Source organism: Brachybacterium halotolerans, assembly GCF_016623465.1.
GTDB classification, from domain to species: Bacteria; Actinomycetota; Actinomycetes; order Actinomycetales; family Dermabacteraceae; genus Brachybacterium; species Brachybacterium halotolerans.
Genome location: NZ_JAEDAJ010000014.1, coordinates 34770 through 58539 on the forward strand (window position 1 = coordinate 34770; position 23770 = coordinate 58539).

Annotated in this window: 24 protein-coding genes; 12 read left to right on the forward strand and 12 right to left on the reverse strand. The window is 71.9% G+C overall.

Annotated features, from left to right (window positions below):
- Positions 1-6 precede the first annotated feature (6 nt).
- From I8D64_RS15650 to hutH, 5 genes are read left to right on the forward strand one after another with little or no spacing between them, the layout of a single operon-like run.
- Positions 7-1449: a purine-cytosine permease family protein gene (locus I8D64_RS15650; protein WP_200503730.1), complete on the forward strand. Its 1443-nt coding sequence runs from the start codon at positions 7-9 to the stop codon at positions 1447-1449.
- A complete protein-coding gene (locus tag I8D64_RS15655) occupies positions 1446-2654 on the forward strand; it encodes an allantoate amidohydrolase (RefSeq protein WP_200503731.1) in 1209 nt (402 codons plus the stop codon). The genes I8D64_RS15650 and I8D64_RS15655 overlap by 4 nt, the downstream gene beginning before the upstream one ends.
- Positions 2651-4012, forward strand: coding sequence for a formimidoylglutamate deiminase (locus I8D64_RS15660; protein WP_200503732.1), 1362 nt, complete (start codon positions 2651-2653; stop codon positions 4010-4012). Before I8D64_RS15655 ends, I8D64_RS15660 begins: the two co-directional genes overlap by 4 nt.
- The gene (locus I8D64_RS15665) at positions 4009-5322 is read left to right on the forward strand and encodes an amidohydrolase family protein (protein ID WP_200503733.1); all 1314 of its coding nucleotides are present in this window, start codon (positions 4009-4011) and stop codon (positions 5320-5322) included. Before I8D64_RS15660 ends, I8D64_RS15665 begins: the two co-directional genes overlap by 4 nt.
- Before the next feature lie 25 nt (positions 5323-5347).
- Positions 5348-6925 carry a histidine ammonia-lyase gene (gene hutH, locus I8D64_RS15670; RefSeq protein ID WP_200503734.1) on the forward strand — a complete coding sequence of 526 codons (1578 nt, stop codon included), beginning with the start codon at positions 5348-5350 and terminating at the stop codon, positions 6923-6925.
- A 240-nt stretch (positions 6926-7165) separates the two neighbouring features.
- Here the strand turns inward: hutH and I8D64_RS15675 are convergent, their stop codons facing one another.
- Positions 7166-7357 carry a hypothetical protein gene (locus I8D64_RS15675; RefSeq protein WP_214651321.1) on the reverse strand — a complete coding sequence of 64 codons (192 nt, stop codon included), beginning with the start codon at positions 7355-7357 and terminating at the stop codon, positions 7166-7168.
- Between the two features lie 106 nt (positions 7358-7463).
- Between I8D64_RS15675 and I8D64_RS15680 the strand changes: the two genes are divergently transcribed.
- Complete coding sequence (locus tag I8D64_RS15680; protein WP_200503736.1) at positions 7464-8258, forward strand: hypothetical protein; 795 nt, start codon at positions 7464-7466, stop codon at positions 8256-8258.
- 87 nt (positions 8259-8345) lie between these two features.
- On the opposite strand, the gene I8D64_RS15685 is transcribed toward I8D64_RS15680, so the two are convergent.
- The gene (locus I8D64_RS15685) at positions 8346-8672 is read right to left on the reverse strand and encodes a nuclear transport factor 2 family protein (protein ID WP_200503737.1); all 327 of its coding nucleotides are present in this window, start codon (positions 8670-8672) and stop codon (positions 8346-8348) included.
- A 27-nt stretch (positions 8673-8699) separates the two neighbouring features.
- A complete protein-coding gene (locus I8D64_RS15690) occupies positions 8700-9455 on the reverse strand; it encodes an SDR family oxidoreductase (protein WP_200503738.1) in 756 nt (251 codons plus the stop codon).
- 64 nt (positions 9456-9519) lie between these two features.
- Between I8D64_RS15690 and I8D64_RS15695 the strand changes: the two genes are divergently transcribed.
- The 3 genes from I8D64_RS15695 (at position 9520) to I8D64_RS15705 (ending at position 11282) form a co-directional block, all read left to right on the forward strand.
- Complete coding sequence (locus I8D64_RS15695; protein WP_200503739.1) at positions 9520-10221, forward strand: TetR/AcrR family transcriptional regulator; 702 nt, start codon at positions 9520-9522, stop codon at positions 10219-10221.
- A 141-nt stretch (positions 10222-10362) separates the two neighbouring features.
- Complete coding sequence (locus I8D64_RS15700; protein ID WP_200503740.1) at positions 10363-10728, forward strand: hypothetical protein; 366 nt, start codon at positions 10363-10365, stop codon at positions 10726-10728.
- Positions 10728-11282, forward strand: a complete 555-nt coding sequence (locus tag I8D64_RS15705; protein WP_281392375.1) for an RES family NAD+ phosphorylase — start codon at positions 10728-10730, stop codon at positions 11280-11282. The genes I8D64_RS15700 and I8D64_RS15705 overlap by 1 nt, the downstream gene beginning before the upstream one ends.
- A 32-nt stretch (positions 11283-11314) precedes the next feature.
- On the opposite strand, the gene I8D64_RS15710 is transcribed toward I8D64_RS15705, so the two are convergent.
- From I8D64_RS15710 to I8D64_RS15735, 6 genes are all read right to left on the reverse strand, one after another.
- Complete coding sequence (locus I8D64_RS15710; RefSeq protein WP_200503742.1) at positions 11315-11695, reverse strand: hypothetical protein; 381 nt, start codon at positions 11693-11695, stop codon at positions 11315-11317.
- A gap of 10 nt (positions 11696-11705) precedes the next feature.
- On the reverse strand, positions 11706-12248 hold the full coding sequence (locus tag I8D64_RS15715) for a hypothetical protein (protein ID WP_200503743.1): 543 nt from the start codon (positions 12246-12248) through the stop codon (positions 11706-11708).
- A gap of 31 nt (positions 12249-12279) precedes the next feature.
- Positions 12280-13272 (reverse strand): phosphotransferase family protein, encoded by a 993-nt coding sequence (locus I8D64_RS15720; protein WP_200503744.1) that lies wholly within the window; start codon positions 13270-13272, stop codon positions 12280-12282.
- A gap of 56 nt (positions 13273-13328) precedes the next feature.
- Positions 13329-13874 (reverse strand): DUF488 domain-containing protein, encoded by a 546-nt coding sequence (locus I8D64_RS15725; RefSeq protein ID WP_200503745.1) that lies wholly within the window; start codon positions 13872-13874, stop codon positions 13329-13331.
- A gap of 28 nt (positions 13875-13902) precedes the next feature.
- Complete coding sequence (locus I8D64_RS15730) at positions 13903-14352, reverse strand: pyrimidine dimer DNA glycosylase/endonuclease V (protein WP_200503746.1); 450 nt, start codon at positions 14350-14352, stop codon at positions 13903-13905.
- Positions 14353-14446: 94 nt separating this feature from the next.
- On the reverse strand, positions 14447-15532 hold the full coding sequence (locus I8D64_RS15735; protein ID WP_200503747.1) for an acetyltransferase: 1086 nt from the start codon (positions 15530-15532) through the stop codon (positions 14447-14449).
- Positions 15533-15612: 80 nt separating this feature from the next.
- On the opposite strand from I8D64_RS15735, the gene I8D64_RS15740 reads away from it, so the two are divergent.
- From I8D64_RS15740 to I8D64_RS15750, 3 genes are all read left to right on the forward strand, one after another.
- Positions 15613-17004, forward strand: a complete 1392-nt coding sequence (locus I8D64_RS15740) for a CoA transferase (protein WP_200503748.1) — start codon at positions 15613-15615, stop codon at positions 17002-17004.
- A 47-nt stretch (positions 17005-17051) separates the two neighbouring features.
- Entirely contained in the window at positions 17052-17522 is a 471-nt protein-coding gene (locus I8D64_RS15745; protein ID WP_200503749.1) for an HIT family protein, read from the forward strand.
- 291 nt (positions 17523-17813) lie between these two features.
- Complete coding sequence (locus I8D64_RS15750) at positions 17814-20948, forward strand: laminin G domain-containing metallophosphoesterase family protein (RefSeq protein WP_200503750.1); 3135 nt, start codon at positions 17814-17816, stop codon at positions 20946-20948.
- Positions 20949-21082: 134 nt separating this feature from the next.
- Here the strand turns inward: I8D64_RS15750 and I8D64_RS15755 are convergent, their stop codons facing one another.
- From I8D64_RS15755 to I8D64_RS15765, 3 genes are all read right to left on the reverse strand, one after another.
- Positions 21083-21316 (reverse strand): hypothetical protein, encoded by a 234-nt coding sequence (locus I8D64_RS15755; RefSeq protein WP_200503751.1) that lies wholly within the window; start codon positions 21314-21316, stop codon positions 21083-21085.
- 19 nt (positions 21317-21335) lie between these two features.
- Positions 21336-21962: a cysteine hydrolase family protein gene (locus I8D64_RS15760; protein WP_200503752.1), complete on the reverse strand. Its 627-nt coding sequence runs from the start codon at positions 21960-21962 to the stop codon at positions 21336-21338.
- A gap of 138 nt (positions 21963-22100) precedes the next feature.
- Entirely contained in the window at positions 22101-23651 is a 1551-nt protein-coding gene (locus tag I8D64_RS15765) for a purine-cytosine permease family protein (RefSeq protein WP_200503753.1), read from the reverse strand.
- Positions 23652-23770 lie beyond the last annotated feature (119 nt).

Sequence of the window (23770 nt, forward strand, 5' to 3'; positions counted from 1 at the left end):
GCGGCCATGGCTGCGACCGCCTCCACCGTCGAACGCCGGAGCATCGAGTTCGTCCCCTCCTCGGAGCGCCACGGCGGCGTCACCCAGCAGTTCACCCTCTGGTTCGGTGCGACCCTCCAGATCACGGCCGTGGTCGACGGCGCCCTCGCCGTCGTCTTCGGCGCGCATGCGCTGTGGGCGATCATCGGCCTGCTCCTGGGCAACCTGTTCGGCGGGGCCGTGATGGCCCTGCACTCCGCGCAGGGCCCCAAGCTCGGGCTGCCGCAGATGATCTCCAGCCGCGCGCAGTTCGGGGTGATCGGCGCCGCGCTGCCGCTCGTGCTCGTGGTGCTCATGTACCTCGGCTTCGCCTCGACGGGCACCGTGCTGTCCGGGCAGGCGATCAACCGGATCCTCCACGTCGACGCCCCCTGGGTGGGGATCGTGGTCTTCGGCCTGATCACCTTCGTCGTCGCGGCCGTCGGCTACCGCTGGATCCATGGCCTCGGCAGGATCGCGACCGTGCTCGGCATGCTCGGCTTCGCCTGGATCACCCTTCGGATCTTCACCGTCTACGACGGGGCGCACCTGCTGGCCGACGCCACCTTCGGCGCGGTCCCGTTCCTGCTCGCCATCGCCCTCGGCGCCGGCTGGCAGCTGACCTTCGGCCCCTACGTCGCGGACTACTCGCGCTACCTCCCGGCCGACACCCCGGCGCGGCGCACGTTCACCGCGACCTTCGCGGGCTCCGTGCTGGGGTCGATGTGGGCGATGACGATCGGCGCCCTGCTCGCCTCGATCCCGCACTCGAGCTTCCTGGACAACCAGGTCGGGTTCGTCGGCGAGCTCGCCGGGGGCGGACTCATCGCCCTCGTGATCTACCTGGTCATCGTCTCGGGCAAGCTCACGATCAACACGCTCAACGCCTACGGCGGGGCGATGACGATGCTCACCACCGTCACCGGCTTCTCGAGGCGCAGCGTGGTGCGGCCCGCCCTGCGCCTGGTCTTCGTGTTCACGTTCCTCGCGCTGTCCGTCGTGATCGCCCTGGCCGCCTCCGCGGACTTCCTCGACAACTTCAAGAACTTCGTGCTGCTGCTGCTCATGGTCTTCACGCCGTGGAGCGCCATCAACCTCGTCGACTTCTACCTGGTCTCCCGGGAGCGCGTGGACATCCCCGCGCTTTACGACCCCAAGGGCAGGTACGGGGCGTTCGACGTCCCGGCGCTGGTCACCTACGTGATCGGCATCCTCGTGCAGATCCCGTTCCTCGCCCAGTCGATGTACACCGGCCCGCTCACGAAGATGCTCGGCGGGGCCGACGTGAGCTGGATCGTCGGGCTCGTCGTCCCCGGGGCGATCTTCCTGGTCTGGGGGCGCGCGACGCGCCGTCCGCCGGAGCGCACGATCCTGCCCGAGGGCGCGGACGACGGAGTGCTCGCGGCCGACGCCGAGGAGGTGCGGCGATGAGCCTCGCCCAGGACTTCGATGCCCGTTGGGCGCAGCTGCTGCCCGTCGGACGCAGCGCCGAGACCGGCGGCTACCGCCGGTACGCGTGGACCCGCGAGGACCATACCCTGCGGGAATGGTTCGCGGGGGAGTGCGCGGCCCTCGGCCTCGACCTCACCGAGGACCGCATGGGGAACCAGTGGGCCTGGTGGGGCGATCCCGACCGGACCCCGGGCGTCGTCATCGGCTCGCACCTGGACTCCGTGCCCGACGGCGGGGCCTTCGACGGCCCGCTCGGCGTGGTCTCCGCGCTCGCCGTCGTCCGCGCGCTGCAGTCGAGCGGCTTCGCGCCTCGCGTGCCGATCGGCGTGGTGAACTTCGGCGACGAGGAGGGCGCGCGCTTCGGCGTGGCCTGCGCCGGATCGCGCGTGGTCACCGGAGCGATGACGGCCGAGCGGGCGCTCGGGCTCACCGACGCAGGCGGCATCACCATGGCCGAGGCGCTGCGCAGCGCGGGCCGCTCCGCGGACATCGGCCCTGATCCCGCGGCGCTCGCCAGGATCGGCTCGTTCGTCGAGCTGCACGTCGAGCAGGGCCGGGCCCTCGACCTGCTCGACCCGGCGACCTCCGCGGTGGCCGTCGGCACCGACATCTGGCCCCACGGACGCTGGCGCGCGGACTTCACGGGCCGCGCCGACCACGCCGGCACCACCGCGCTCGCGGACCGCGAGGACGCCATGCTCGAGGCCGCCCGCTTCGCGCTCGCCGCCCGCGAGGCCGCCGAGCGCCGGGACGGCGAGCACCGCTGCGTCGCGACCGTCGGGAAGGTGAGCGTGCAGCCCGGCGGCGTCAACGCGATCCCCTCCCACGTGACGGCCTGGCTCGATGCCCGCTCCCCGCACGAGTCCCTGGTGCGGGGCGTCATCGAGGACCTCACGGCGATGTTCCCGGGCGCGCTGCGGGAGGAGTCGTGGACGGCGACCACGCGCTTCCACGACGAGCTCACCCTGCGGGTGCGCGACGCCCTGGGGCCGAACACGCCGATGCTCGGCACGGGCGCCGGCCACGACGCGGGCATCCTCGCCCAGGCGGGCGTGCCCACGACCATGCTCTTCGTCCGCAATCCCACCGGCGCCTCCCACACCCCCGAGGAGTTCGCCGAGCCGGCCGACTGCCACGCCGGCGTCGAGGCGCTCCTGACCGTCGTCCGGGACCTCGCCTCATGAGCGCGGGACAGGGCGGGCGCTCCTTCTGGTGCGAGCACGCGCTCCTGCCGGACGGGGCGGCTCACGGCGTCCGGGTGGTCCTCGACGGGGACGGGCGGATCGTTGTCGTCGAGCGGGCCGAGGCGCGCCCGGAGGACGAGGTCCTCCGCGGGGTCACCCTGCCGGGGTTCGCGAACACGCACAGCCACGCCTTCCACCGCGCCCTGCGCGGCCGCACCCACGACGCGGGCGGCACCTTCTGGACCTGGCGCGAGCGGATGTACCACGTCGCCGCGCGATTGGACCCCGAGAACTACCTGGCCCTCGCGCGCGCCGCCTATGCGGAGATGGCGCTCGCCGGCGTCACCGCCGTGGGCGAGTTCCACTACGTCCACCACCAGGCCGGCGGCGCCCCGTACGAGGACCCGAACGAGATGGGGCGCGCCCTGCAGCAGGCGGCCGCGGAGGCCGGCGTCGCCCTGACCCTGCTGGACACCGCCTACCTGCAGGGCGGGCTCGACGCGACCGGCCACACCGCGCTCTCCCCGGAGCAGGCGCGCTTCGGGGACGCGGACATCGGCGCCTGGGCGCAGCGCGCGAGCGGCCTGCGCGCGGAGGGCACGTTCCGCGTGGGCGCCGCCCTGCACTCGGTGCGCGCGGTGCCCCTCCCGCAGCTCCGGGAGGCCGCCGCCCTCGTCCCCGCGGTGTGCGACACCGGCTCCGCGATCGCCCCGCTGCACGTCCACGTGAGCGAGCAGCCCGCCGAGAACCGTGCGGCCCTCGCCCGCTACGGCCTCACCCCGGTGGGACTGCTCGCCGAGGCGGGCCTCGTCGGCCCCGACCTCACCGCCGTGCACGCGACGCACCTAAGCGAACAGGACGTGCGTCTGCTCGGGGACGCGCGCTCCTGGGTGAGCCTGTGCCCCACCACCGAGCGGGACCTGGCCGACGGCATCGGCCCCGCCCGCACGCTCCACGACGCCGGCGTGCGGCTCTCGCTGGGCAGCGACCAGCACGCCGTCGTCGACCTCGTCGAGGAGGCGCGCGCCGTGGAGATGCACGAGCGCCTCACCACCCACGAGCGCGGCCGCTTCACCCCGCAGGACCTGCTGACCCTGGCGACCGGTCACGAGAGCCTGGGCCGGGAGGGCGCCGGCCGGATCGCGCCGGGCGCCCGCGGCGACCTGGTGACGATCCGTCTGGACTCCGTGCGCACGGCCGGCGCGGACCCCGCGCAGGTGCTGCTCGCCGCGAGCGCCGCGGACGTCACCACGGTGATCCGCGACGGGGAGACGATCGTTTCCGACGGCCGGCACCGGCTCGGCGACGTCGGCGCCCTGCTGCGCGACGCCATCGCACCCTTCTGGGAGGACGCATGACCACGACCCTGCTCACCGGCATCGGCGAGCTCTGGACCCTCGACCCGGCCCTCGAGGACGCGCCGCTCGGCGGCTCGAGCGCGCGCGGCGCGGCCGACGGGCAGATCCAGCGCGAGGCCGCCCTCGTCATCGAGGACGACCGCATCGCCTGGACGGGCCCCGCGACCGAGGCGCCCGCGGCCGACGAGCGGATCGACCTCGAGGGGCGCGCCGTCCTGCCCGGCTGGGTCGACTCCCATACGCACCTGGTCTTCGACGGCGACCGCTCCGCCGAGTTCGAGTCCCGCATGGCCGGGCAGTCCTATGCCGCCGGCGGCATCCAGGTCACCACCGACGCGACCCGCGCCGCGGACGACCGACGCCTGGAGGAACTGGTCAGGGGCCGTATCGGCGAGGCTCTCGCGGGCGGCACCACGACCCTGGAGACGAAGACCGGCTACGGGCTCACGGTCGCGGACGAGGCCCGCGCCGCCGCGCTCGCCGCCCGCCTCGTCGCGGAGGGCACGCTCGACGAGGCGACGTTCCTGGGGGCGCACCTGGTGCCCTCCGAGTACGACGGGGCCGACGGCCGTCCGGGCCCCGCCGAGTACCTGGATCTGGTGGTCGGGCCGATGCTCGAGCAGGTGCGCGGGAGCGTGCGCTGGATCGACGTGTTCTGCGAGGACGGCGCGTTCGACACCGCCGCCTCCCGGCGCGTCCTGGAGGCGGGGCGCGCCGCCGGGCTCGGCCTGCGCGTGCACGGCAACCAGCTCTCCGGCGCACAGTGCGGCGTGCAGCTCGCGGTCGAGGAGCACGCGGCGAGCGTCGACCACCTGAACCACCTGGAGGCGGCCGACGTCGAGGCCCTCGCCGAGACCGCCGGCCGGCCCGTCGGACTAGCCGACCGACCCCTCGGAGCCGGCGCGCGCGACGGACTGCTCGCGGTCGATGCGGGGCCGACGGTCGCCACCGTGCTGCCCGCCTGCGATCTCTCCACGCGCGCCCCGCTCGCGCCCGCCCGGGACCTGCTCGATGCGGGAGCGCACGTCGCGATCGCGAGCAACTGCAACCCCGGCACCTCGTTCACGAGCGCCATGGGCTTCTGCGTCGCGACCGCCGTGCTGCAGATGCACCTGAGCCTCGCCGAGGCGATCCGCGCCGCGACCCGCGGAGGGGCCCTCGCCCTGCGACGCTCCGACGTCGGCCACCTGGGCGTCGGCGCGCGGGCCGACCTGCACGTGCTCGACGCGCCCGCCGCGATCCACCTCGCCTACCGCCCCGGCATGCCGCTGACCCACCAGGTGTGGCGCCGCGGGCGCCGCGCCGCCTGACCTCGCCAGAAAGGACCCCACCCCGATGAGCACCGCCCACGCCCCCGCGTCGACCGACCCCTGCGAGACGATCCTGCTCGCGAGCTCCGACCTCACTCCGGCCGACGTCCTCGCCGTCGCCCGCCGCGGAGCCCGCGTCGAGCTCGACCCGTCCGCCCGCGAGGAGGTTGCCCGGGTGCGCGCCCACATCGACGCCCTCGCCGCCCCCGGCCACGCGCCGGTCTACGGGGTCTCCACCGGTTTCGGGGCGCTCGCGGACACCTCGATCGAGCCGTCCATGCGCCACGCCCTGCAGCGCTCGCTGATCCGCTCCCACGCCGCCGGCACCGGCGACGAGGTCGAGCCGGAGGTGGTGCGCGCTCTCATGCTGCTGCGCGCGAAGACCCTGGCCACGGGGCATACGGGCGTGCGCCCGATGGTGCTCGAGACGATGCTCGCGCTGCTGAACGCGGGCATCACGCCGATCGTCCACGAGTTCGGCTCGCTGGGCTGCTCGGGCGATCTGGCGCCGCTCGCCCACTGCGCGATCGTGCTGATGGGGGAGGGGCGCGCCCGCGGGGCCGACGGGATCGAGCGTCCCGTGCCCGAGCTGCTGGCCGAGGTGGGCATCGAGCCCGTGCTGCTCGAGGAGAAGGAGGGCCTGGCGCTCATCAACGGCACCGACGGCATGCTCGGCATGCTGCTCATGGCCCTCGCCGACCTCGAGGAGCTCGTGAGGATCGCCGACCTCACCACCGCGCTCACGGTGCAGGGTCTGCGGGGGCGCGACAGCGTGTTCCGCCCCGAGCTGCACATGCCGCTGCGGCCGCATCCGGGCCAGGCCGCGTCGGCCGCGAACATCCTCGCGCTGCTCGAGGGCTCGCCGATCATCGCCGACGTCGCCGCCGAGGGCTCCCGCGTCCAGGACGCCTATTCGCTGCGCTGCGCTCCGCAGGTCGCGGGCGGCGCACGCGACACGATCGCCCACGCGCGCACCGTCGCCGAGAGGGAGATCGCCGCCGCGATCGACAACCCGGTGGTGCTCGACGACGGCGAGGTCACCTCCAACGGCAACTTCCACGGCGCGCCCGTCGCCTACGTGCTGGACTTCCTGGCCGTGGTCGCCGCCGACCTCGCCTCGATCTCCGAGCGCCGCAGCGACCGCATGCTCGACAAGTCCCGCTCCCACGGGCTGCCGCCGTTCCTGGCCGACGACCCCGGCGTGGACTCCGGGTTCATGATCGCCCAGTACACGCAGGCCGCCCTGGTCTCAGAGATGAAGCGCCTCGCGGTGCCCGCGAGCGTCGACTCGATCCCGTCCTCCGCCATGCAGGAGGACCATGTGTCGATGGGCTGGCACGCCGCCCGGAAGCTTCGTCGCTCCGTGGACTGCCTGCGCCGCGTGCTCGCGATCGAGCTGCTCACCGCCGCCCGCGCGATCGACCTGCGCGCTCCGCTCGCGCCCTCCGAGGCGTCGGCCGCCGCGATCGCGGTGCTGCGCGAGAGGGTCGAGGGTCCCGGCCCCGACCGGTTCCTCGCGCCCGACATCGCCGCCGCCGAGGAGCTGCTGGCCGACGGGTCGGTGCTCGCCGCGGTCGAGGGGGTCGTGGGGAAGCTGGGGTGAGGCGTGGCGGCATCGGCGGTGCCGGGTCCACGCGCCTTCGCCATCACGCCTGTGCCGTCCATTCACCCAGCAGCACGTCGAACGTGCGGCGGAGGCGCTCGACGTCCTCCGGTGCGAGGTACGCGGCGTACTCCGGGTACTGCTCGACCAGGATCAGCAACTGGTGCGCGGTGGTGCGTCGCCGGAGCGTCTAGCAGGGAGTTTCTTCGAAATTGTCTGCCGGGTGTCCGACGTCGAGCATCAGCCGTGACGCCGTTGCCGCTCCTCACGGACGAGCTCGAGCGCTGTGCGGAGCGCCCGCACACGACTGTCCATGAGTGAGAGCCGGGACGGGCTGAGCGCTGTGCTCTGGAGAACGGACTCGCACTTGTGCAGCAGGGAGGACAACTGCTCCTCTGCGGTGTTGAGCTCCTCGGCGTCCATGGGGACCATCCTGCAGCAGTGTCGTGGTGTTCGCGGGCTCGCTCCGGGGCGCCGATTTCGGACGACGGCGAAAAGTCCTGTGCATGCGCGCGACCGCCCGCTCTATGGTTCCGTCATGGACACTCCCACGACGGTCGTCTTCCCGGAGATCTTGCCCGACGTCCGCATCGACGTCCTGGAGGAGGCCACGGAGCATGAGGTGGTCTGCGACGAGCTCCAATGGTGGTTCGTCGTTCCGCGCGCAGGGGAGACGAGTGCCGCGAGGTGGTACGACCGGGCATCGGGGCAGATCGCCATGATCCGAGAGACCCCGCACCCGGTGATGCCGCTCGACGACGGACCCGGTCGCGTCCGGATTCGGATCGACGAGTCGACGTTCCCGGCCGACGAGCGCGGGCCCGTTCAGAGGAGTGTCGAGTTCACAGCCTGCCTGTCGTCGGCAGCCGCCGCGTTCCGGAGCGTCGAGATGGACGGCCATGTCGCCGGTCCCGACGATGATGGATTCGACGAGGCCTGGGGGAGGAGTCGAGGGCGCATCCTCCGCGACGGGCGCCGGCTGGTGAGGACCGGGCCGAGGGAGTACAGCAGCCTCAGCCACGAGGGGGTCAGAGCCGACCTGGTCGCCGTGTCGATCGGCGGGATCACCCGACGGGCCCTGCGCGTGCTGGATCTCGAGCCCGGAGAGGGGCCGGACGAGATCGGCCAGCCCGTCATCGACCTGGACACGGGCCGCACCCTCGTCTACTGGCAGTACCGCCCGGAGGGCTGGGACGCCGACGCCGAGTCCTGGTTGAGCGCCCATCCCGATGAGGGCATGGTGATCGACGGCGTGCGCTACCAGCGCAGGAACTGCGCGGGGCGCGACACCATGGCAGTCACCGATCACGCGATGCGCCTCTTCGGGCTCTGACGACGCCGGTCGGCTCCGGTCTGCCGAACAGAGGACGAGCTGCTGGCGGACGTGCCCCGAAGAGAGTCCGCCCTCAGATCGTCGGTGTCAGCCTTCGCGGATCGTCATCGTGGCGATCTTGTCGCCCTCGAGGTCGAAGCGGAAGCTCGACGGGCCGTTGGCGTGTCGGGAGCGCCAGTCGCCGACGACGGTGACCGAGTCGCCGTCGGTGGTGACGGAGGTGATGGCGAGGGTGGGAGCGGAGCCGATGAACTCCTGGTCGCTCCATGCATGGATCTCATCGAACCCGGTGAGCACCTTGCCCCAGTCGTCGACGGTGGGGTTCGCGGTGAACGCCTGCGTGAATGCGGTCGTGTCGTGTGCCGTCACGGCTTCGAGGAACGAGGCCACGGGCTCAGGAATGGTGTCGGTCATCGGTGTCTCCTGTCGTGAGGGGCGCTGTCAGCGGGTGGTGTAGCCGCCGTTGGCGAAGATGGTCTGGCCGGTGATCCACCAGCCCTCGGTGGCGAGGAATCGGACGATCGGAGCGATGTCCTCGATCTGCGTGAGCTGGTTGCCCATCGCCTGCGACTTGTGGAACTCGACGCGGTCCGGGGTCTCCTGACCGTAGAAGAACGGCGTATCCATCGGGCCGGGGGCCACGGCCGTCACGGAGATGCCGCGCTCGGCGAACTCCTTGGCCGCGGCGCGGGTGAAGTGCTCCACCGGCGCCTTTCCACCAGCGTATGTGGAGTAGCCGTCCGTGAAGGCTGCCAGCAGGGCGGTGACGATCGTGATGATCTTGCCGTTGTCCGCGATGTGCTTGCCGGCCTCCTGGATGAAGAAGTAGGCGGCCTTCGCGTTGATGTCGAACATCGAGTCGTACTCGGCTTCGGTGGTCTCGACGATCGGCTTGCGCAGCACCTTGCCGGCCGTGTTCACGGCGACGTCGATCGTGCCGATCTCCTTCTCCGCGTCGGTGAAGAGCCGGGCGATGTTGGCGGGGATCGTCAGGTCGCCCTGGAAGATCTCGGCCCGCCCTCCGGCCTCGCGCACCGCGGCGCGCGTCTCCTCCGCATCGGCCCGACTGGCATCGGAGTTGTAGTGGATGGCGACGTTCGCGCCGGCCTGTGCGGCCTGCCGGGCGATCAGGCCGCCCAGGTTCTTCGCGCCGCCGGCGATGAGGACGTTCTTGCCTGCAAGGGTCTGTTCAGTCATCTCGACACCTCCATGTCATTGGTATGTATCGCCGTATCGACGCTACACCAGGTAATGTAGCAGCATGACAGAGCATGAGGGAAGCGGTACACGAGAGCGCCTGATCTCCGCTGCGGCGGAGCTCATCGCCGCCAGCCCCGGTGAGGACTTCTCCCTGCGCGCGGTATGCGACGCCGTCGGCGTGAAGATGCCGACGCTGTACCACTTCTTCGGCTCCAAGCAGGGACTGATCGACGCCGTGGTCGAGCACGGCTTCGACGTGTATCTGGGTCAGAAGGAATCGATGGGGTCCTCCGGTGATCCCATCCAGGACATCCGGTCGGGATGGGATGCGCATGTGGCGTTCGGCCTGGAGAACCCCGGCTTCTACACGCTCATGTACGGCAAGGTCCGGCCCGGCTATTCCCCGGAGGCGCAGTCCCGCCCGAGCGAGATCCTCCGAGGGCTGACGGCGCGTGCGGCCGAGCATGGGCGCCTCGCGGTGCCGTCCGACCAGGCCGCGGCCCATGTCCTGGTCGCCAACATCGGGGTGACGCTGCGACAGATCGTCCTGGCGCAGCCTGATCCGGAGCTGTCCGCCGCCGTCCGCGAGGGAGTCATCGCCGCCATCACCGGCACCGCCCGCGACTCCACGGACCCTGTTGCCGCGACGATCGAGATCGTCGCGGCTGCGCCGGACGTTCTCGGGGAGGCGGAGACCGCGCTGCTGCTCTCGTGGCTGACTCGTCTGCGCGGTGATCGACGCGACGAGCCCGGCTCGCGGTAGTTGTGTCGCTGCGGGGTGCGAGCCGTGGTGGGAGCCTCGCGGGTCGTCTCGGCGGCAGGTGTGCGGCGCCGCGGCGCAGATGCGAGGGCGCGTAGACCTGAATGCCTTGCAACGTTTCTGTTGCGGGACGATACTGGGCGCATGAGCACCATCGGTGACACCCAGAGTCCGGATGCCGGCATCTTCCGGATGAAGGTGCGGTCGGCGTCGAGCGTTCTCGGCAGTCAGGCGAAGCTCGCCCAGTGGGCTGGTGTCAGCAGGTCCCAGACGACCCGATGGAGCGATGGGCAGACCGAGCCCTCTCCGGATGCTGCACGCGCCGTCACAGACCTCGAGTTCATCATCGCCCGGGCCCGCATGGTCTGGGACGACGCCGTGATCCCCGATTGGCTCAGCGGCCGCAATGCCTTCCTGGGCGGCGCCACTCCACTGGAGATGATTCGTCGCGGGCGCACTTCCGAAGTCCTCGACGCCATCACGGGAGATGAGACGGGCGTCTACGCCTGATGCTCCTCCACCGGGTGCACCCTTGGATTCCCGGTGCCGCGAGCACCGAACCGTTCGGCGCCCTCTACATGCCCCCAGGGCAGGGAGCGGGCCGGTGGGACAATCCGGACCTGTACTCGCTGCGGTACTGCGCCACCACGGCGGAGGGCGCGGTCGCTGAGAGCTTCGGCCACCTCGCCACCTGGTCCGCCGGCATGTTCCGCGTACCGGGCAACGACGAGGCCATGAGGGCGATCAGCACCTATGAACTCCCGGGCACCACGCGGCTCGCCGACCTCGCGGACCCCCGCGTGCTCCAGGATCTCGGCGTCCGCCGAGTCACAGACGTGACGGAGCGCGACAAGCGCCGCACCCAGCGTCTCGCGGCGCGCATCTTCGAGCGTGACGAGTGGGACGGGATCCTGTGGTGGTCGTACTACCGCCCGTCGATCACATTGAGCGCCACCTGGACGTCCAAAGGACTCGACTGCGTGGACACGAAGCCGCTGTCGCTCCAAGCGACGGAGGTGCAGGCGGCATCCCAGCTGATCGTGCGGGCGATCCGCGCCGAGTGATCCGTCGAGCGTCGAGGAGAAGGGCTAGCCGCTCACGACGCTCGGGCGCGCAGCCTGCCGAGTGCGAGAGCCTGACTGCCTGCGAAGGCGGCGACATCGACCGCGATCGCGAGGATCACCAGAACGGTGAGGACTGCTGCGGCCGTGAAGGACTCGGCGGCCACGGCGAGCGTCGCGGCCACGTTGGCGGTCATCACGATCCGCAGCGCGGTGCGGAGGTGCAGCCTCGAGCGCATCCACTCGACCGCTCCCGCCCACACCACCACCGCGACGCCGGCAGCGAGGACGAGCCAGGCGGGCAGCGACGTCGCCGGGGAGATGAGCGGTGAGGCCGCGGCGACGATGACGCCGAGGACGAGGCAGTAGAGCGCGTCGAGCCGGAGGCTGAGCATCCCGAGTCGCTGTCCCTTCATGAGCGCGAGCCTACTGCGCCCGCGCCGTCTGCCATCGCTGATAGTGGGTCCAGTCGAACAGGATCGGGCCCGCCTGGATGCGCTGGCCCGAACGCCCTCGGATCTCGACCACCGGGGCGCCCCAGGAGTGCTTGTCGGTGATCGACACGATGTCCTCGTAGGAGATCGTGCGCGTGCGCCCGAGGATGCCTCGCATGGTGAAGGCCGTGGGCGTCGCCTCTACGTAGACCACGAGGTAGAGCACCAGAAGCACGAGGCCCAGCAGCATCATGCTTGGGCCCGCGATCATCATCTGCCGCCCGTTCTCGGGGTCGGCGTCCTCCGTCGTCCCGACCAGGCCGATGAGCGCGCCGAGCAGGAGGATCAGCAGCCCGGCGATCGGCCCCAGCAGCGGCATCCGCCGGCGCACGGGGTCGTGCGGTCGGCGGTGCGCGTGGGGCCGACTGCGCCAGCGCACGATGATGGAGCTCGTGACTCCGACGCCGAGCAGCACACCCAGCACGAGCAGGTATCTCAGGGCCGTCGGGAGCAGCGCCTCCCACTCGAAGTGCATGCGCACAGCGTAGGCCCGCGTGGGGCACCGTCTAGCACTGCGACAGCCGACGGAGCTTCGCCGGCCACGACTTCGCCCCCTCACCGGCGACGAACGCGAAGAGGTCGAGCAGAGTCGCGCTGCGCGGCGCCGCCCAGTCCTGCGCGCCCGGCCCCGCGCCCGCCGCGGGCGGAGACTTCAGCAGCCTCGCCAGTGCCAGGTAGAGGTGGTACCAGAGGGCGTCGCGCTCGAGAGTCAACCCGTCGTCCGACGGTGGGTCACCCGCGGCCGAGCAATAGCCGGAGAGCAGCGTCGGCAGGGCACCGATCGGCACACCCACGAGATCGCGCGCCGGATTGCCCCATTCGGCGCAGCCCCAGTCCACGAGGGCGATGGTGGTTCCGTCGCCCGCGACCATCACGTTCGACGGGTTCACGTCACGATGCACGAGCACAGGATCGTCCTGGGAGGGGCCCTCGGGCCGCAGGGCGTCGAACTGCTCGAGGAGCCATGCGCGCTGCTGGCCCCCGATCTCACCTGCTGCCACCAGGTCGTCGAGCACCTCGGACGGCGAGAAGGAGTAGGGCGCCGGGAACGCATCGGTCCTGTGCGTGAACTGCGAGCACTTCACCTCGTGCAGGGCGTGCAGCACCTCTCCCAGAGCTCCGAGCGCACGGGCGCGGCGTGGGGCGTCCGACCAGCACGAGGCCAGCGTGACGCCGTCGACTCGCTCGAGCACCGCATACGGAACACTTCCGATGCGACGGCTCGCATCGAGGTCGATGAGCGCCGGCGTGGGCACCCCGGCGGACTCGGCCAGGCCGATGGCCTCGGCCTCCTTGGCCATCAGTGCCTCCGCACGCTCGGTGCGCGGGAGCCGCAGCACCAGGTCGCGCCCGAGGAAGACCGTCAGATTCACCTGGCCCTGTGCGGCCGGCAGGGTGATGTCCGCATCCGCCACCCCGTAGTGGGCAGCCACGGCATGGACGTCGTCGATCAGCTGGTCGTCGCCGGTCGTCCCTGACCGCAGCTCCTGCAGGTTCATCGAGTGATCGCACCACATGGTCGCCGGTGGGTCCAGTGCATCTGCTGAGCGGGGCGTCAGCCCTCGGCCCCGTCCCACACCACGTGGCCCTGCGCATCGAGTCGTGCGCCCTCGCTGGGCTCGTGCGGGCGCAGCGTGCCGTCGTGCATGAGGTCCAGGACCTCGACGCGATGCTCGAGCTCCATCACGTCGGCGATGATCCGGCGGTGGCATCGCCACCACACCGCTTCGGAGCACATGATCGCCGTGCGGGCGGCGCGGCAGTCCTCGAGCAGCTCGTCGGCGCCGGCGCGGAACTCCGGCGTGCGCGTCCAGGCGGCGTAGGCGCGGAAGGCGGCGACCCTCCACCAGGTGTCCGGCGAGTCCGTGTCCTGATCTTTCGTGAGACGTCGCCTGCCGCCCAGGCGCTCCTCCCAGCGGTAGGCGATGCCTGCCTCCGCGCAGATCTCCGGGACCGAGCCCTTCGCGGCGGCCTCGTTCGCGCGGCTGCCAGGGAAGCGGCACACGTCGACGAGGCGCTGGATGCCTGCGCCCGTGAGCAGCGCGGCGAGCTCGTCCTGCGACAGAGTGCCGTGGCCCAGGGTGATCAGCTGCGGGGACATGGGAGCAGGATGCCACCGGAGACGGTGCTCACCGCACCTCCCACGCCTCCACCTCTCCCGGCACCGCCGTCAGCAGCGGATGCGCAGCAGGGACCTCGCCGTCGGCCGGAAGGCGCTCGAGCCACTCGGGCGAGCGGCCCGCGCACTTGCGGCGCAGGTGCGCGAGCTCGAACTCGAGCTGTCCGGTGGTGACGGGGATCGGCGCGGTCGCGTGCAGGGCCGCTGGGTCGCCGGGGTGCAGGATCCGCGTGGCGTCGAAGCGGTAGCCGCGGGCGGTCGCCTCCTCGCGCAGCCCCACCAGGTAGGCGCCGATCGCGTCGAGCGGCTCCGGGTGTGCGCGGAAGCGGGTGAGCTGCGGGTGTCTGGTGTATCCCTTCGTGCTGCCGGCCAGCACCTTCTGCGCGAGCAGCGTCTCCCGCCAGCCGGCGATGAGCGCGGCGCGGTCCAGGAGGGACGGGTGCAGGCTCCACAGTCGCATCCCCCGATCCAAGCACGTCGGGCCGTGCCCGACCTGATCGCGCCCGATCTCGCGCGGGGCCGCTCGGAAGGGGCCGTCGTCGGCGATGCCGGAGTCAGCAGGAGCGACCCGCGGTGCCGCGGCGGATGAGCGCCTCGAGCCCTGTCGCGTCGGGGCGGTACGAGGGATCTAGGCCGCTGCGCCGTTCCGCGAAATGGGCGAACGCCTCGAGCGCCGTCCACGGGGTGAGCGGTCCCTGGAGCGCCCGCAGCACGTCCCGCGCCCGAGCGTCCTCCCCGGTCGCGAAGCGGTGGTGGTCCGTGCCCTCCCGGCGATCGGCCAGGAGCATGCCCTGGACGAGGGCCTCGCGGAGGATGCCCAGCGTGAGGTGCAGGCCGATCAGCTGGTTGCCGCGACCGAACCGGGTCGCCGCCAGGGCGGCGTCGAAGCGCACCGCCGCATCGGACGGCGACTCCGGCAGCACGGCCGAGCCCCCCCCCATGATCGAGAGGTCCACCGCCCGACCGTCGGCCAGGACCGTGCGCACCACGGTGCGCTCGTCGGTGGCGGAGTGCTGGAACGCCCAGATCGGCGCGCCCAGGGCGGCGGCCACGTCCACGGGGGCACCGGCCCTGATGCGCACGTCCAGGTCGCTCCACGCATCGAGCGACGCGGGGTCGGTCGCCGATCCGTACGCCTCGACCTCCGCTCCCGGCAGCGCCTCGCGCAGATGGTCCAGTGTCCGCAGCTGCCAGGGCGTCGCCAGCCGCAGATGCAGGATCGGGTACGGACGGCCGGCGTCGTCCCTCGCGCTGCGCCCGGCGACATCGAACCCGTGGTGCGCATAGAAGCCCGCGGCCTGCGGGTTCTGCTCGTTGACGTCCACCCGCGTGACGCCCTGCGACCGGATCGCGTGCCGCAGGAGGGCCGAGCCCACGCCGCTGCCGCGCGCGGAGGCATGGACGAAGAGCATCTGCAGCTCGTCGCCGATCACGCCGGAGAAGCCGACGGGCTGTCCGTCGCGCTCCGCGACGCGCAGCTCCACGGCGGGGAGGTAGTCGCCGGGCAGGTGCGCGGCGATCTCCTCGCGATCCGACGGGTCGAGGAAATCGTGCGTGGCCTCGACGGCGCTGCGCCAGATCTCCACGAGGGCGGGGTACTCGGCGGCGCCGATCGCCGGCCGGATGGTCAGGTTCTCCATCCCTCGAGCCTGCCAGGCCATCGTGGGCGTCGGCCAGCGCTTTGAACCTCGGCCGACGAGAGATGTGCGAGGCTCCGGGCATGCACACGTCACCGATCCCGTCGTGGGCGGGGCCGCTCGACGTCCCCTCGCTGGCGATGGACGCCGTCAGGCAGGCCGCCTCCGCCGCCAGCAGGGTCGCTCGGGCGCGCGGGCTCGAGATCTCGGTCGACACCACGCCGTCGCTGGTCGCGGGCTCCTTCGCAGCGATCGACCACTTGCGCGTCGATGGCCGACCGGTGGAGGCATGGGGCGAGCTCTCGGGCTTCTTCGCGGCCGACGACGGCTGGGTGCGCCTGCACGGCAACTATCCGCACCACCAGGCGGCGATCCGCTGCGCCCTCGGCGCCGGGGACAGGGACGCCGCGGCCGGCGCGATCGGCCGGCGCCCCGCCGCCGAGGTCGCCGAGCGGATTCTCGCTGAGGGCGGCATTGCGACCCCGGTGCGCACCGCTGAGGACTGGGCGGCGCACCCGCAGGCCGTCGCGATGCAGGACCTTCCCTGGCGCCGGATCGAGCCCGGGGAGGAGCGCGAGGACCCGCCCGTCGGCCCGTCGAGTCTGCAAGCCGACGGAGACGCGGGGAACGCCGTGCGCTCGCCGCGGCCGCTCGAGGGCGTGCGCGTCCTTGACCTCACGCGCGTGGTCGCCGGGCCGATGGCCACCCAGCTGCTCGGATGCCTCGGCGCGGACGTGCTGCGCATCGACCCACCTCGGCGGCCCGAACTGCGCGACGCGTACCTCGCGAGCGGCATGGGCAAGCGCTCCGTCGAGCTCGACCTCTCCGCCTCGCGCGAAGACCTCGGGAGCCTGCTTCGATCGGCCGACGTCATCGTGCTCGGCTACCGGCCCGGCTCCCTCGCCCGTTTCGGCCTCGCCCCCGAAGACCTGCGTGAACGCTTCGATCATCTCGTGATCGGCGCACTTTCCGCCTGGGGCGAGGTCGGCCCGTGGGGCGAGCGCGCGGGCTTCGACTCGATCGTGCAGGCCGCCACCGGCATCGCCGACGCCTACGGGAGCGGTGGAGAGGATGGAGCGAGCGACTCGACGCACGATGCCTCGTGCGACCGGACACCCGGCGCGCTGCCGGTCCAGGCCCTCGACCACGCGACCGGGAACGTGCTCGCCGCCGGCATCCTCGACCTGCTGGCCGACGGGCGCGGAGGCCTGGTCCGCGCGCACCTGCTCGGCGCCGCGCGCGAGTTGATGGGGCGGGGAACGGGGGCGGCGACGTCCGGGGTGATGGAGGCAGCTGCGCACGCGGGCCCGCCGTCCACCGCGACCGAGCCGGATGCGCCCTCTGCTGTCACGACGGTCGAGCAGAGCACCGCATACGGAAGGGTCCGCACCGTTCCGGTCCCTCTGCGCCTCGACGGCGCCCCGCTGACCGCCCCCATTGCCGAGTACGGGATCGCGGAGCCGCGCTGGCGATGAACAGGAAACCGGGTGACAGCATCCGGTCCCGATGACAGTCTCCCGACATGGATCCGGCCGGCTGTGTCTTCTGCTCCCTCCTCGCCGACCCCGATGCCGTCTGGGTGTCCCGGGAGGACGGGGCGGACGCCGCTGCGCTGCTCCCCCTTCCCGACAGCTCTCTCGCCCCCGGGCACACGCTCGTGATCCCGACGGAGCACTGCGTGGGCGTCCATGACGCCTCCCCGCGAGCCCTGCACGCCGTCTCCGATCTCGTCCAGCGCATCGCCCGCGCGATGTCCTCAGGCCTCGGGGCCGACGGGGTCAACGTCCTGAACGCGAGCGGCCCCGCCTCGGGTCAGTCGGTGCCGCACCTGCACATGCACGTCGTGCCGCGGTGGGAGGGCGACGGCCTCGACACCTGGCCCCCGGGCCTCTCGCGCCAGGAGGTCGCCGGCGACATCCGCATGCGGTTGAGCGAGGCGGTAACGCCCCTCACCGGCGAAGAGGGAGAGCGAGCATCCGCACGGCGGCGGTGATCACCCCTCCGGCCCCCTCCCGACGACCCGTGTCCGCGTCCCTCCGGATCGTCACCCGTCCTTCCTCAAGCTGACATCCGTGTTCACCGGCGCGCGGGTTGGGAGCGCTCCCACCGGTCACGCGAGGTCACGTCGTCGCAGCTCCGTTCATGATTCCTCGGGTTCGCCTGCGCGCCACCGGTGAGCCCCTGAGCGGCCCCGATCACGTCGCCGGCAGGTCATGCCCCCGTCGCCGGGGCTCCTTAGCGTCCGTCGCGGTCCCTCTCCCCGACACCTCCTCAAGGAGTCCCCATGACCTCGACGCCATGGCGCGCCACGACCTTCACCCTCGCCGCGACGCTCTCCCTGGGGCTCTGCCCCGCGATGGCCTCCTCGACGCCGCTGCCGACCGGGCCGCTCGGCACGGGCCCGTCGCTCGAGGCGCCCGCGCAGCCGGTCCCCGCCGACGGCGACAGCGCGAAGCAGGCCGCCCGCGCACCGCTGCCGAAGGCGCAGGCCGAGGCGCCCACGCCCGACGTCCTGGACGTCGACCCCTCCCGCGGGAACACCGACGACGCCACCGGCCGGAAGGCCACCGCCTTCGGCGAGGCGCCGAAGGTCTCCTCCGACCACGCGCTGGGCCGCGACGTCGCCGCCTTCGACGGCACCAACGCGATCGGCTACGACTTCGCCGACGCCTACGACAAGACCGCGACGTCGCTCACCATGGAGTGCACGATCCGCTTCGACGCCCCGCTGCCCGAGGGCAGCGACGAGGGCTCCGGCAACCTCTGCGGCGCCAAGGACGCCGGCGGCTACTCGCTGACCGCCTACGGCAAGACCCTCAAGATGATGGTCAACGTCGACGGGAAGTACTACGGGGCCGGCGTCGACATCGAGCAGGGCGTCTGGTACCACGCGGTCGGCGTCTGGGACGGCGACACCGTCTCCCTCTACCTCAACGGCACGAAGGTCGCCGAGTCCCCCGCGAAGGGCAAGGCCATCTCGGCCCCCAAGGACTCCGCCCGCCAGTTCTTCGTCGGCGCCGACACCAACTCGACCGGCAAGCCCCAGTTCAACGCCACGGGCTCGGTCGCCACCGCCGCCGTCTACTCGAAGGCGCTGAGCGACGACCAGGTGACCGCGCGCTACGCGGACACCTTCGCCCACCGCACCGAGGACCAGGCCGGCTTCTCCCTGACCAGCCCCGCCCCCGGCGCGCAGCTCACCCGCCCCACCACCCTCCAGGGCACCGTCGACAACGAGGACCTGCTCGCCGATGACCTCAGCCTGAAGCTCGACGGGAAGCCGATCGCCCTCGGCGACGAGGTCGGCCCCGGTCTCACGGCCGGCACCCACACCATCAGCTACTCGGGGAAGGATGCCCTGGGTTCCGCCGTGAAGGGCTCGACGGCCTTCACCAGCACCACCATCCCCACCGCGGGCGGCACCACCCAGTCCAGCGGCAGCGGCCAGGCCACGCTCACCGCCCGCGCCACCAGCCCCAGCGGAGCCTCTCTGCGCACCACCTTCCTGCAGGGCGATGTCGCACAGGCGAAGAACTCCCGCACGGGCACGATCCCCGCCTCCGCCTTCGACGAGAAGGAGGGCGTGGACGGCGACGTGAAGCTCTCCGACGAGAAGGCGACGAAGGACTCGCTCTCCCCGTCGGACGGCACCACCCTCCAGACCGAGAAGACCGACCAGATCCCCGCGCTCGCCACCGAGATCCCCTTCTCCGAGGAGGGGCAGAGCCTCGTCTGGCGCGGTGAGGTCGACCCCGAGCGCGCCGTGCAGCTGCTCGCGCTGAACACCGAGACCGGGCGCTACGAGGTGCTCGACTCCGCGCGCGGCTCCTCCGACGGCCAGGTCGAGCTCGACGGCAGCGCCGCGAAGGCCAACGACGACCACGGCACCATCAAGACGCTGGTCCTGGGCACGGATCCCTTCGCCGACGATCTCGACAAGCCCGTCGACGACTCCTTCGAGGATCCCGACGACTACGACTTCTCGCTCATGCACATCACCGACACCCAGTACCTCTCCCAGGGCGCGACCGCGCGGCCCACCGAGGCCGAGCGCACCGAGTGGGCGAACGCCTACGAGGACTCCTACCGCTGGCTCGCCGAGCACGGCAAGGAGCGCAAGGTCGCCTTCGTCGCCCACACCGGCGACGTCGTGGAGTCCTGGAACTCCGGCGCCACGGACCGCTCCGTGCCCGAGAAGGAGATGCAGTTCGCCGACGGCGCCCAGAAGATCCTCGAGGACACCGGCATCCCCAACGCCGCCATCCCCGGGAACCACGACAACCTGGGCGGGCAGGACGACACCCTGTTCAACGAGACCTTCGGCCCCGAGCGCTATGAGGAGCAGGCGCAGAAGGCCTCCTGGAAGGCCGAGGGCGCGGAGTACCACCCGTGGAAGGAGGGCGACAACTCGAACTCCTACAACCTGTTCAGCGCGGGCGGCGAGGACTTCGTGACCGTCAACCTCGGCTACTCGGTGACGAAGGAGGAGGCCGACTGGGCCGCGGGGATCCTCGCGAAGTACCCGACCCGCAACGGCATCGTCCTCACCCACGCTTACCTCAAGCCCTCCTCCTCGCCCGACGGCCGCGGAGGCCCGTTCTCGGCCGACGGCCAGCTCATCTACGACCGCGTCCTCTCCAAGAGCCCGAACGCGGACCTGGTGCTCTCGGGCCACGAGCACGGCGTGAACATCAGCGTGCGCAAGGACGTGGGCCAGAAGGGCAACGACGTCACCGAGCTGCTCGCCGACTACCAGTTCTACGAGGTCGGCTCCGACGAGCTGGGCCTCACCGAGGAGGGCGGCTACGGCAAGGACACGGGGCTGCGCTTCGGCGCGAGCTTCTTCCGTCTTCTCCAGTTCGACCTCGACAAGGGCGAGGTCAGCGTCGACACCTACTCCCCGTACCTCGACAACTTCGGGGCCCACGAGTACGACACCGAGGACCGGTACGACGGCCGTGAGGACGACTTCCGCGTCCCCGTCCAGTTCGACGGCCGCACCACCGCGTTCACGACCGACGCGATGATGGGCCTGACCCCGACGACGAAGACCATCGACGAGGTCACCCACGAGTCGGGCGAGGACGCGAAGGCCACCTGGAAGGGCCTGAAGGACGGGAAGGCCTACGGCTGGTTCGCCGTGACCCGCGACGTGTCGCGGGCGGCCGATCCCGAGGCCGACCGCCGCACCGTCCTCAAGCACGGCGGCGGCTCGGGCTCCGGGTCGGGCGACCTCACCGAGGGCATCGTCCAGCACGGCGTGTTCACCGGCACCGGCGGCACGCAGCACGACGACGGCAACCGCCCCGGGAAGGGCCACGGGAAGGGCGGCTCCGGCCACGGCAAGGACAAGGGCCACGGCAAGGGCAAGGGCAAGGGTCACGGCAGCGGCCACGGCAGCGGCCACGGCCGCAGCTGATCACAGACCCACACCCGTCGGCCCCCGCCGACCACGGCGCCCCGAGGACCAGGTCCTCGGGGCGCCGCGGTGTTCTGGTGCGAAGTGCTCAGCCCGGGCGGGGCGGGCCCCGGCCAGGGGCCTGCTGCCTTCGATCAGTCCTGGACGGCGACGAGCTCGACGCGGCCGTCCTCGAACTCCTGCATCTTGCCGCACTGCACGCAGGCGAGCGCGATCGCCTCGGGGCTGAAGGCAGCGAAGCCGAACAGCTCGGAGGTGCCGGAGTTCAGCAGCACGCGCCGCGAGCGGAACTGGTTGCCCTCGCAGTGCCCGCACACGACCTGCTTGCCCGCGGCGCCGGCGATGAAGATCTCGTCCTTCTTGGCCATCGGTGCCTCCTCGGATCGATCAGTTCTGGCGCTCACCCTGCCATGACCCGGCGGCACCCTGCAGCAGCTCGGCGGACGTCGTCAGTCGGACCTGCGGCGCGTACAGGCCCATGACCTGCAGGGCCGTCGTGGCGTTCTCACCCGTCGAGGCGGCGCAGGCGTCGGTCACCACGCGCACGCGCGCCCCGGCGTCGGCTGCCCCGAGGGCGGTGGACAGCACGCAGCAGTCGGTCGAGACGCCGGTCAGCAGCAGCTCGGGATGCGGTCCCACGATGCTCTCGAGCGCGGCGCCCCACTTGCCGAACGTGGGCTCGTCCACGGTCGGATGCGCGGTGAGGCCGTGGGCGGCCCCGACGAGGTCGTAGAGCGGATCCTCCGGCGCGACGTCGGCGAAGGGCCAGGCGGCGAAGTAGTCGGCCCAGGATCCCGAGCGGTCGGCCGTGGGCAGCCAGCGGGTCACCACCGTGCGCTCGGGACCCACGTGCGCGGTGAGGAGCGCGATCCGCTCCATCGCCTGGTCGAAGAACGGTGAGGACCACTTCGAAGACGGGTCGGCGAAGATCCGCTGCGGATCGACGACCACGAGCCAGGGGGACGGGGAGGACACGGGGTCGTCGGGGTGCGGATGCACGGGCTGCGAGGTCATGGGACTCCTTCGTCGTCGGGCGGACGGCGCGCGGGGATGCCGATGACCGCGGCCGAGCGGAGCCCCAGACTATGTCTCACGGACCCTGCCGCGACGCCGGGTTGCCCGGGTCTCCGGGGCACCCGGGTGCCCCGCGCCTCACCGCCCGCGGCGCGAGAGCCCGACCTCCTGCTGGCGGATCCGCGGACGGCGGAACACCATCGCGACCGCGAAGGACAGCACGAGCGCGAGCAGCACGCCCAGGTTCGAGTACGCCCACGGGCCGTCCCAGTAGGCGCCGTCGGGCGCATCGATGAAGGTGCCCAGGCCCAGCGGCTCGATCAGGTAGCCCTGCCAGTCGTTGTACGAGGCGTCGGAGTACTGGTTGACCACGAGGCCCCAGCCCAGCGCCGAGGTGACCACGAGGGTCGCGATCGAGGTCCAGTCCACGGCCCCGTAGCGTCCGCGGGCGTCGAACAGCGACGCCTCGTCGTAGTCGGTGCGACGCGTGAGCACGTCGGCGATGAGGATGCCGGCCCAGGAGGCGATCGGCACCCCGAGCGTGACCAGGAAGCTCTGGAACGGTCCGATGAAGCTGCCGGCGAAGAACACCACCCAGATGGTGCCTGCGGTGAGGATCGCGCCGTCGACGAACGCTGCGGCCGGGCGGGGGATGCGGATGCCCAGGCTCAGCAGCGTCAGGCCCGAGGAGTAGATGCCGTTGACCGCGCCGGAGACGAGGGTGAGCACGGCGACGATCCAGAAGGGGATCAGCGCCCACAGCGGCAGCAGGGTCACGAGGGTGCCCACGGGGTCGTCGCCGATCTTCGCCATCACGTCGGCGTCGGAGCCGGCGAGCAGCAGCCCGAAGACCACGAGGATCACCGGCGCGGCCGAGCCGCCGATCGTGTTCCAGGCGATGATCGTCCCGTCGGACGCGGAGCGCCGCTGGTAGCGGGACCAGTCGGCCGCGATGTTGATCCAGCCCAGACCGAAGCCGGTCATCACCATCACGAGCGCCCCGATCATCTTCTGCACGTTCCCGCCGGGGATCGCCGTCACCGCGGAGAGGTGGATGTGGGGGATCGTGAGGACCATGAACAGGATCGTCATCGCGCCGGTCGCCCAGGTCAGCACCGACTGGATCCGCATGATCGTGTGGTAGCCCAGCACCGACGCGGTCACGATGATCGCCGCGATCACGAGAGTGGCGATGACCAGCACCGTCGTCCCGGTGGCGAGGCCCAGGGCCTGGAACACGGTCGCGGTGGCCAGCACCGCGGAGATCGCGAGCGAGGTCTCCCAGCCGATCGAGGTGAGCCACGAGATGATCCCGGGGAGCTTCTGCCCGTGGACGCCGAACGCGGCGCGGGAGAGCACCATCGTGGGCGCGCTGCCGCGCTTGCCCGCGATCGCGATCAGGCCGCACAGCGCGAAGCTGGCGACGACCCCGACCACGGCGACGACGACCGCCTGCCAGAAGGAGATGCCGAAGCCCAGCACGTACGCGCCGTAGCTCATGCCGAACACGGAGACGTTCGCGGCGAACCACGGCCAGAACAGCTGGTGGGGCTTCGCGGTGCGCTCGGACTCGGCGATGATCTCGATGCCGGTGGTCTCGATCAGCGGGGCGCCGGCGGGGCCGGGTTGCCCGGCGGGGCCGGGGGAGGAGTCGGACGGGCCGACGGGGCGGGGATCTGCGGACGACATCGTCGCCTCCGGGGTGTGTGGTCACGCGGACGGACCGCGCTGCAGGGACGGGGTGCAATGCGAGCGCCCCTGGCCGACCTGCGGGCCGACCGGGGAGCAGGGGGAGTCCCATCATCCCA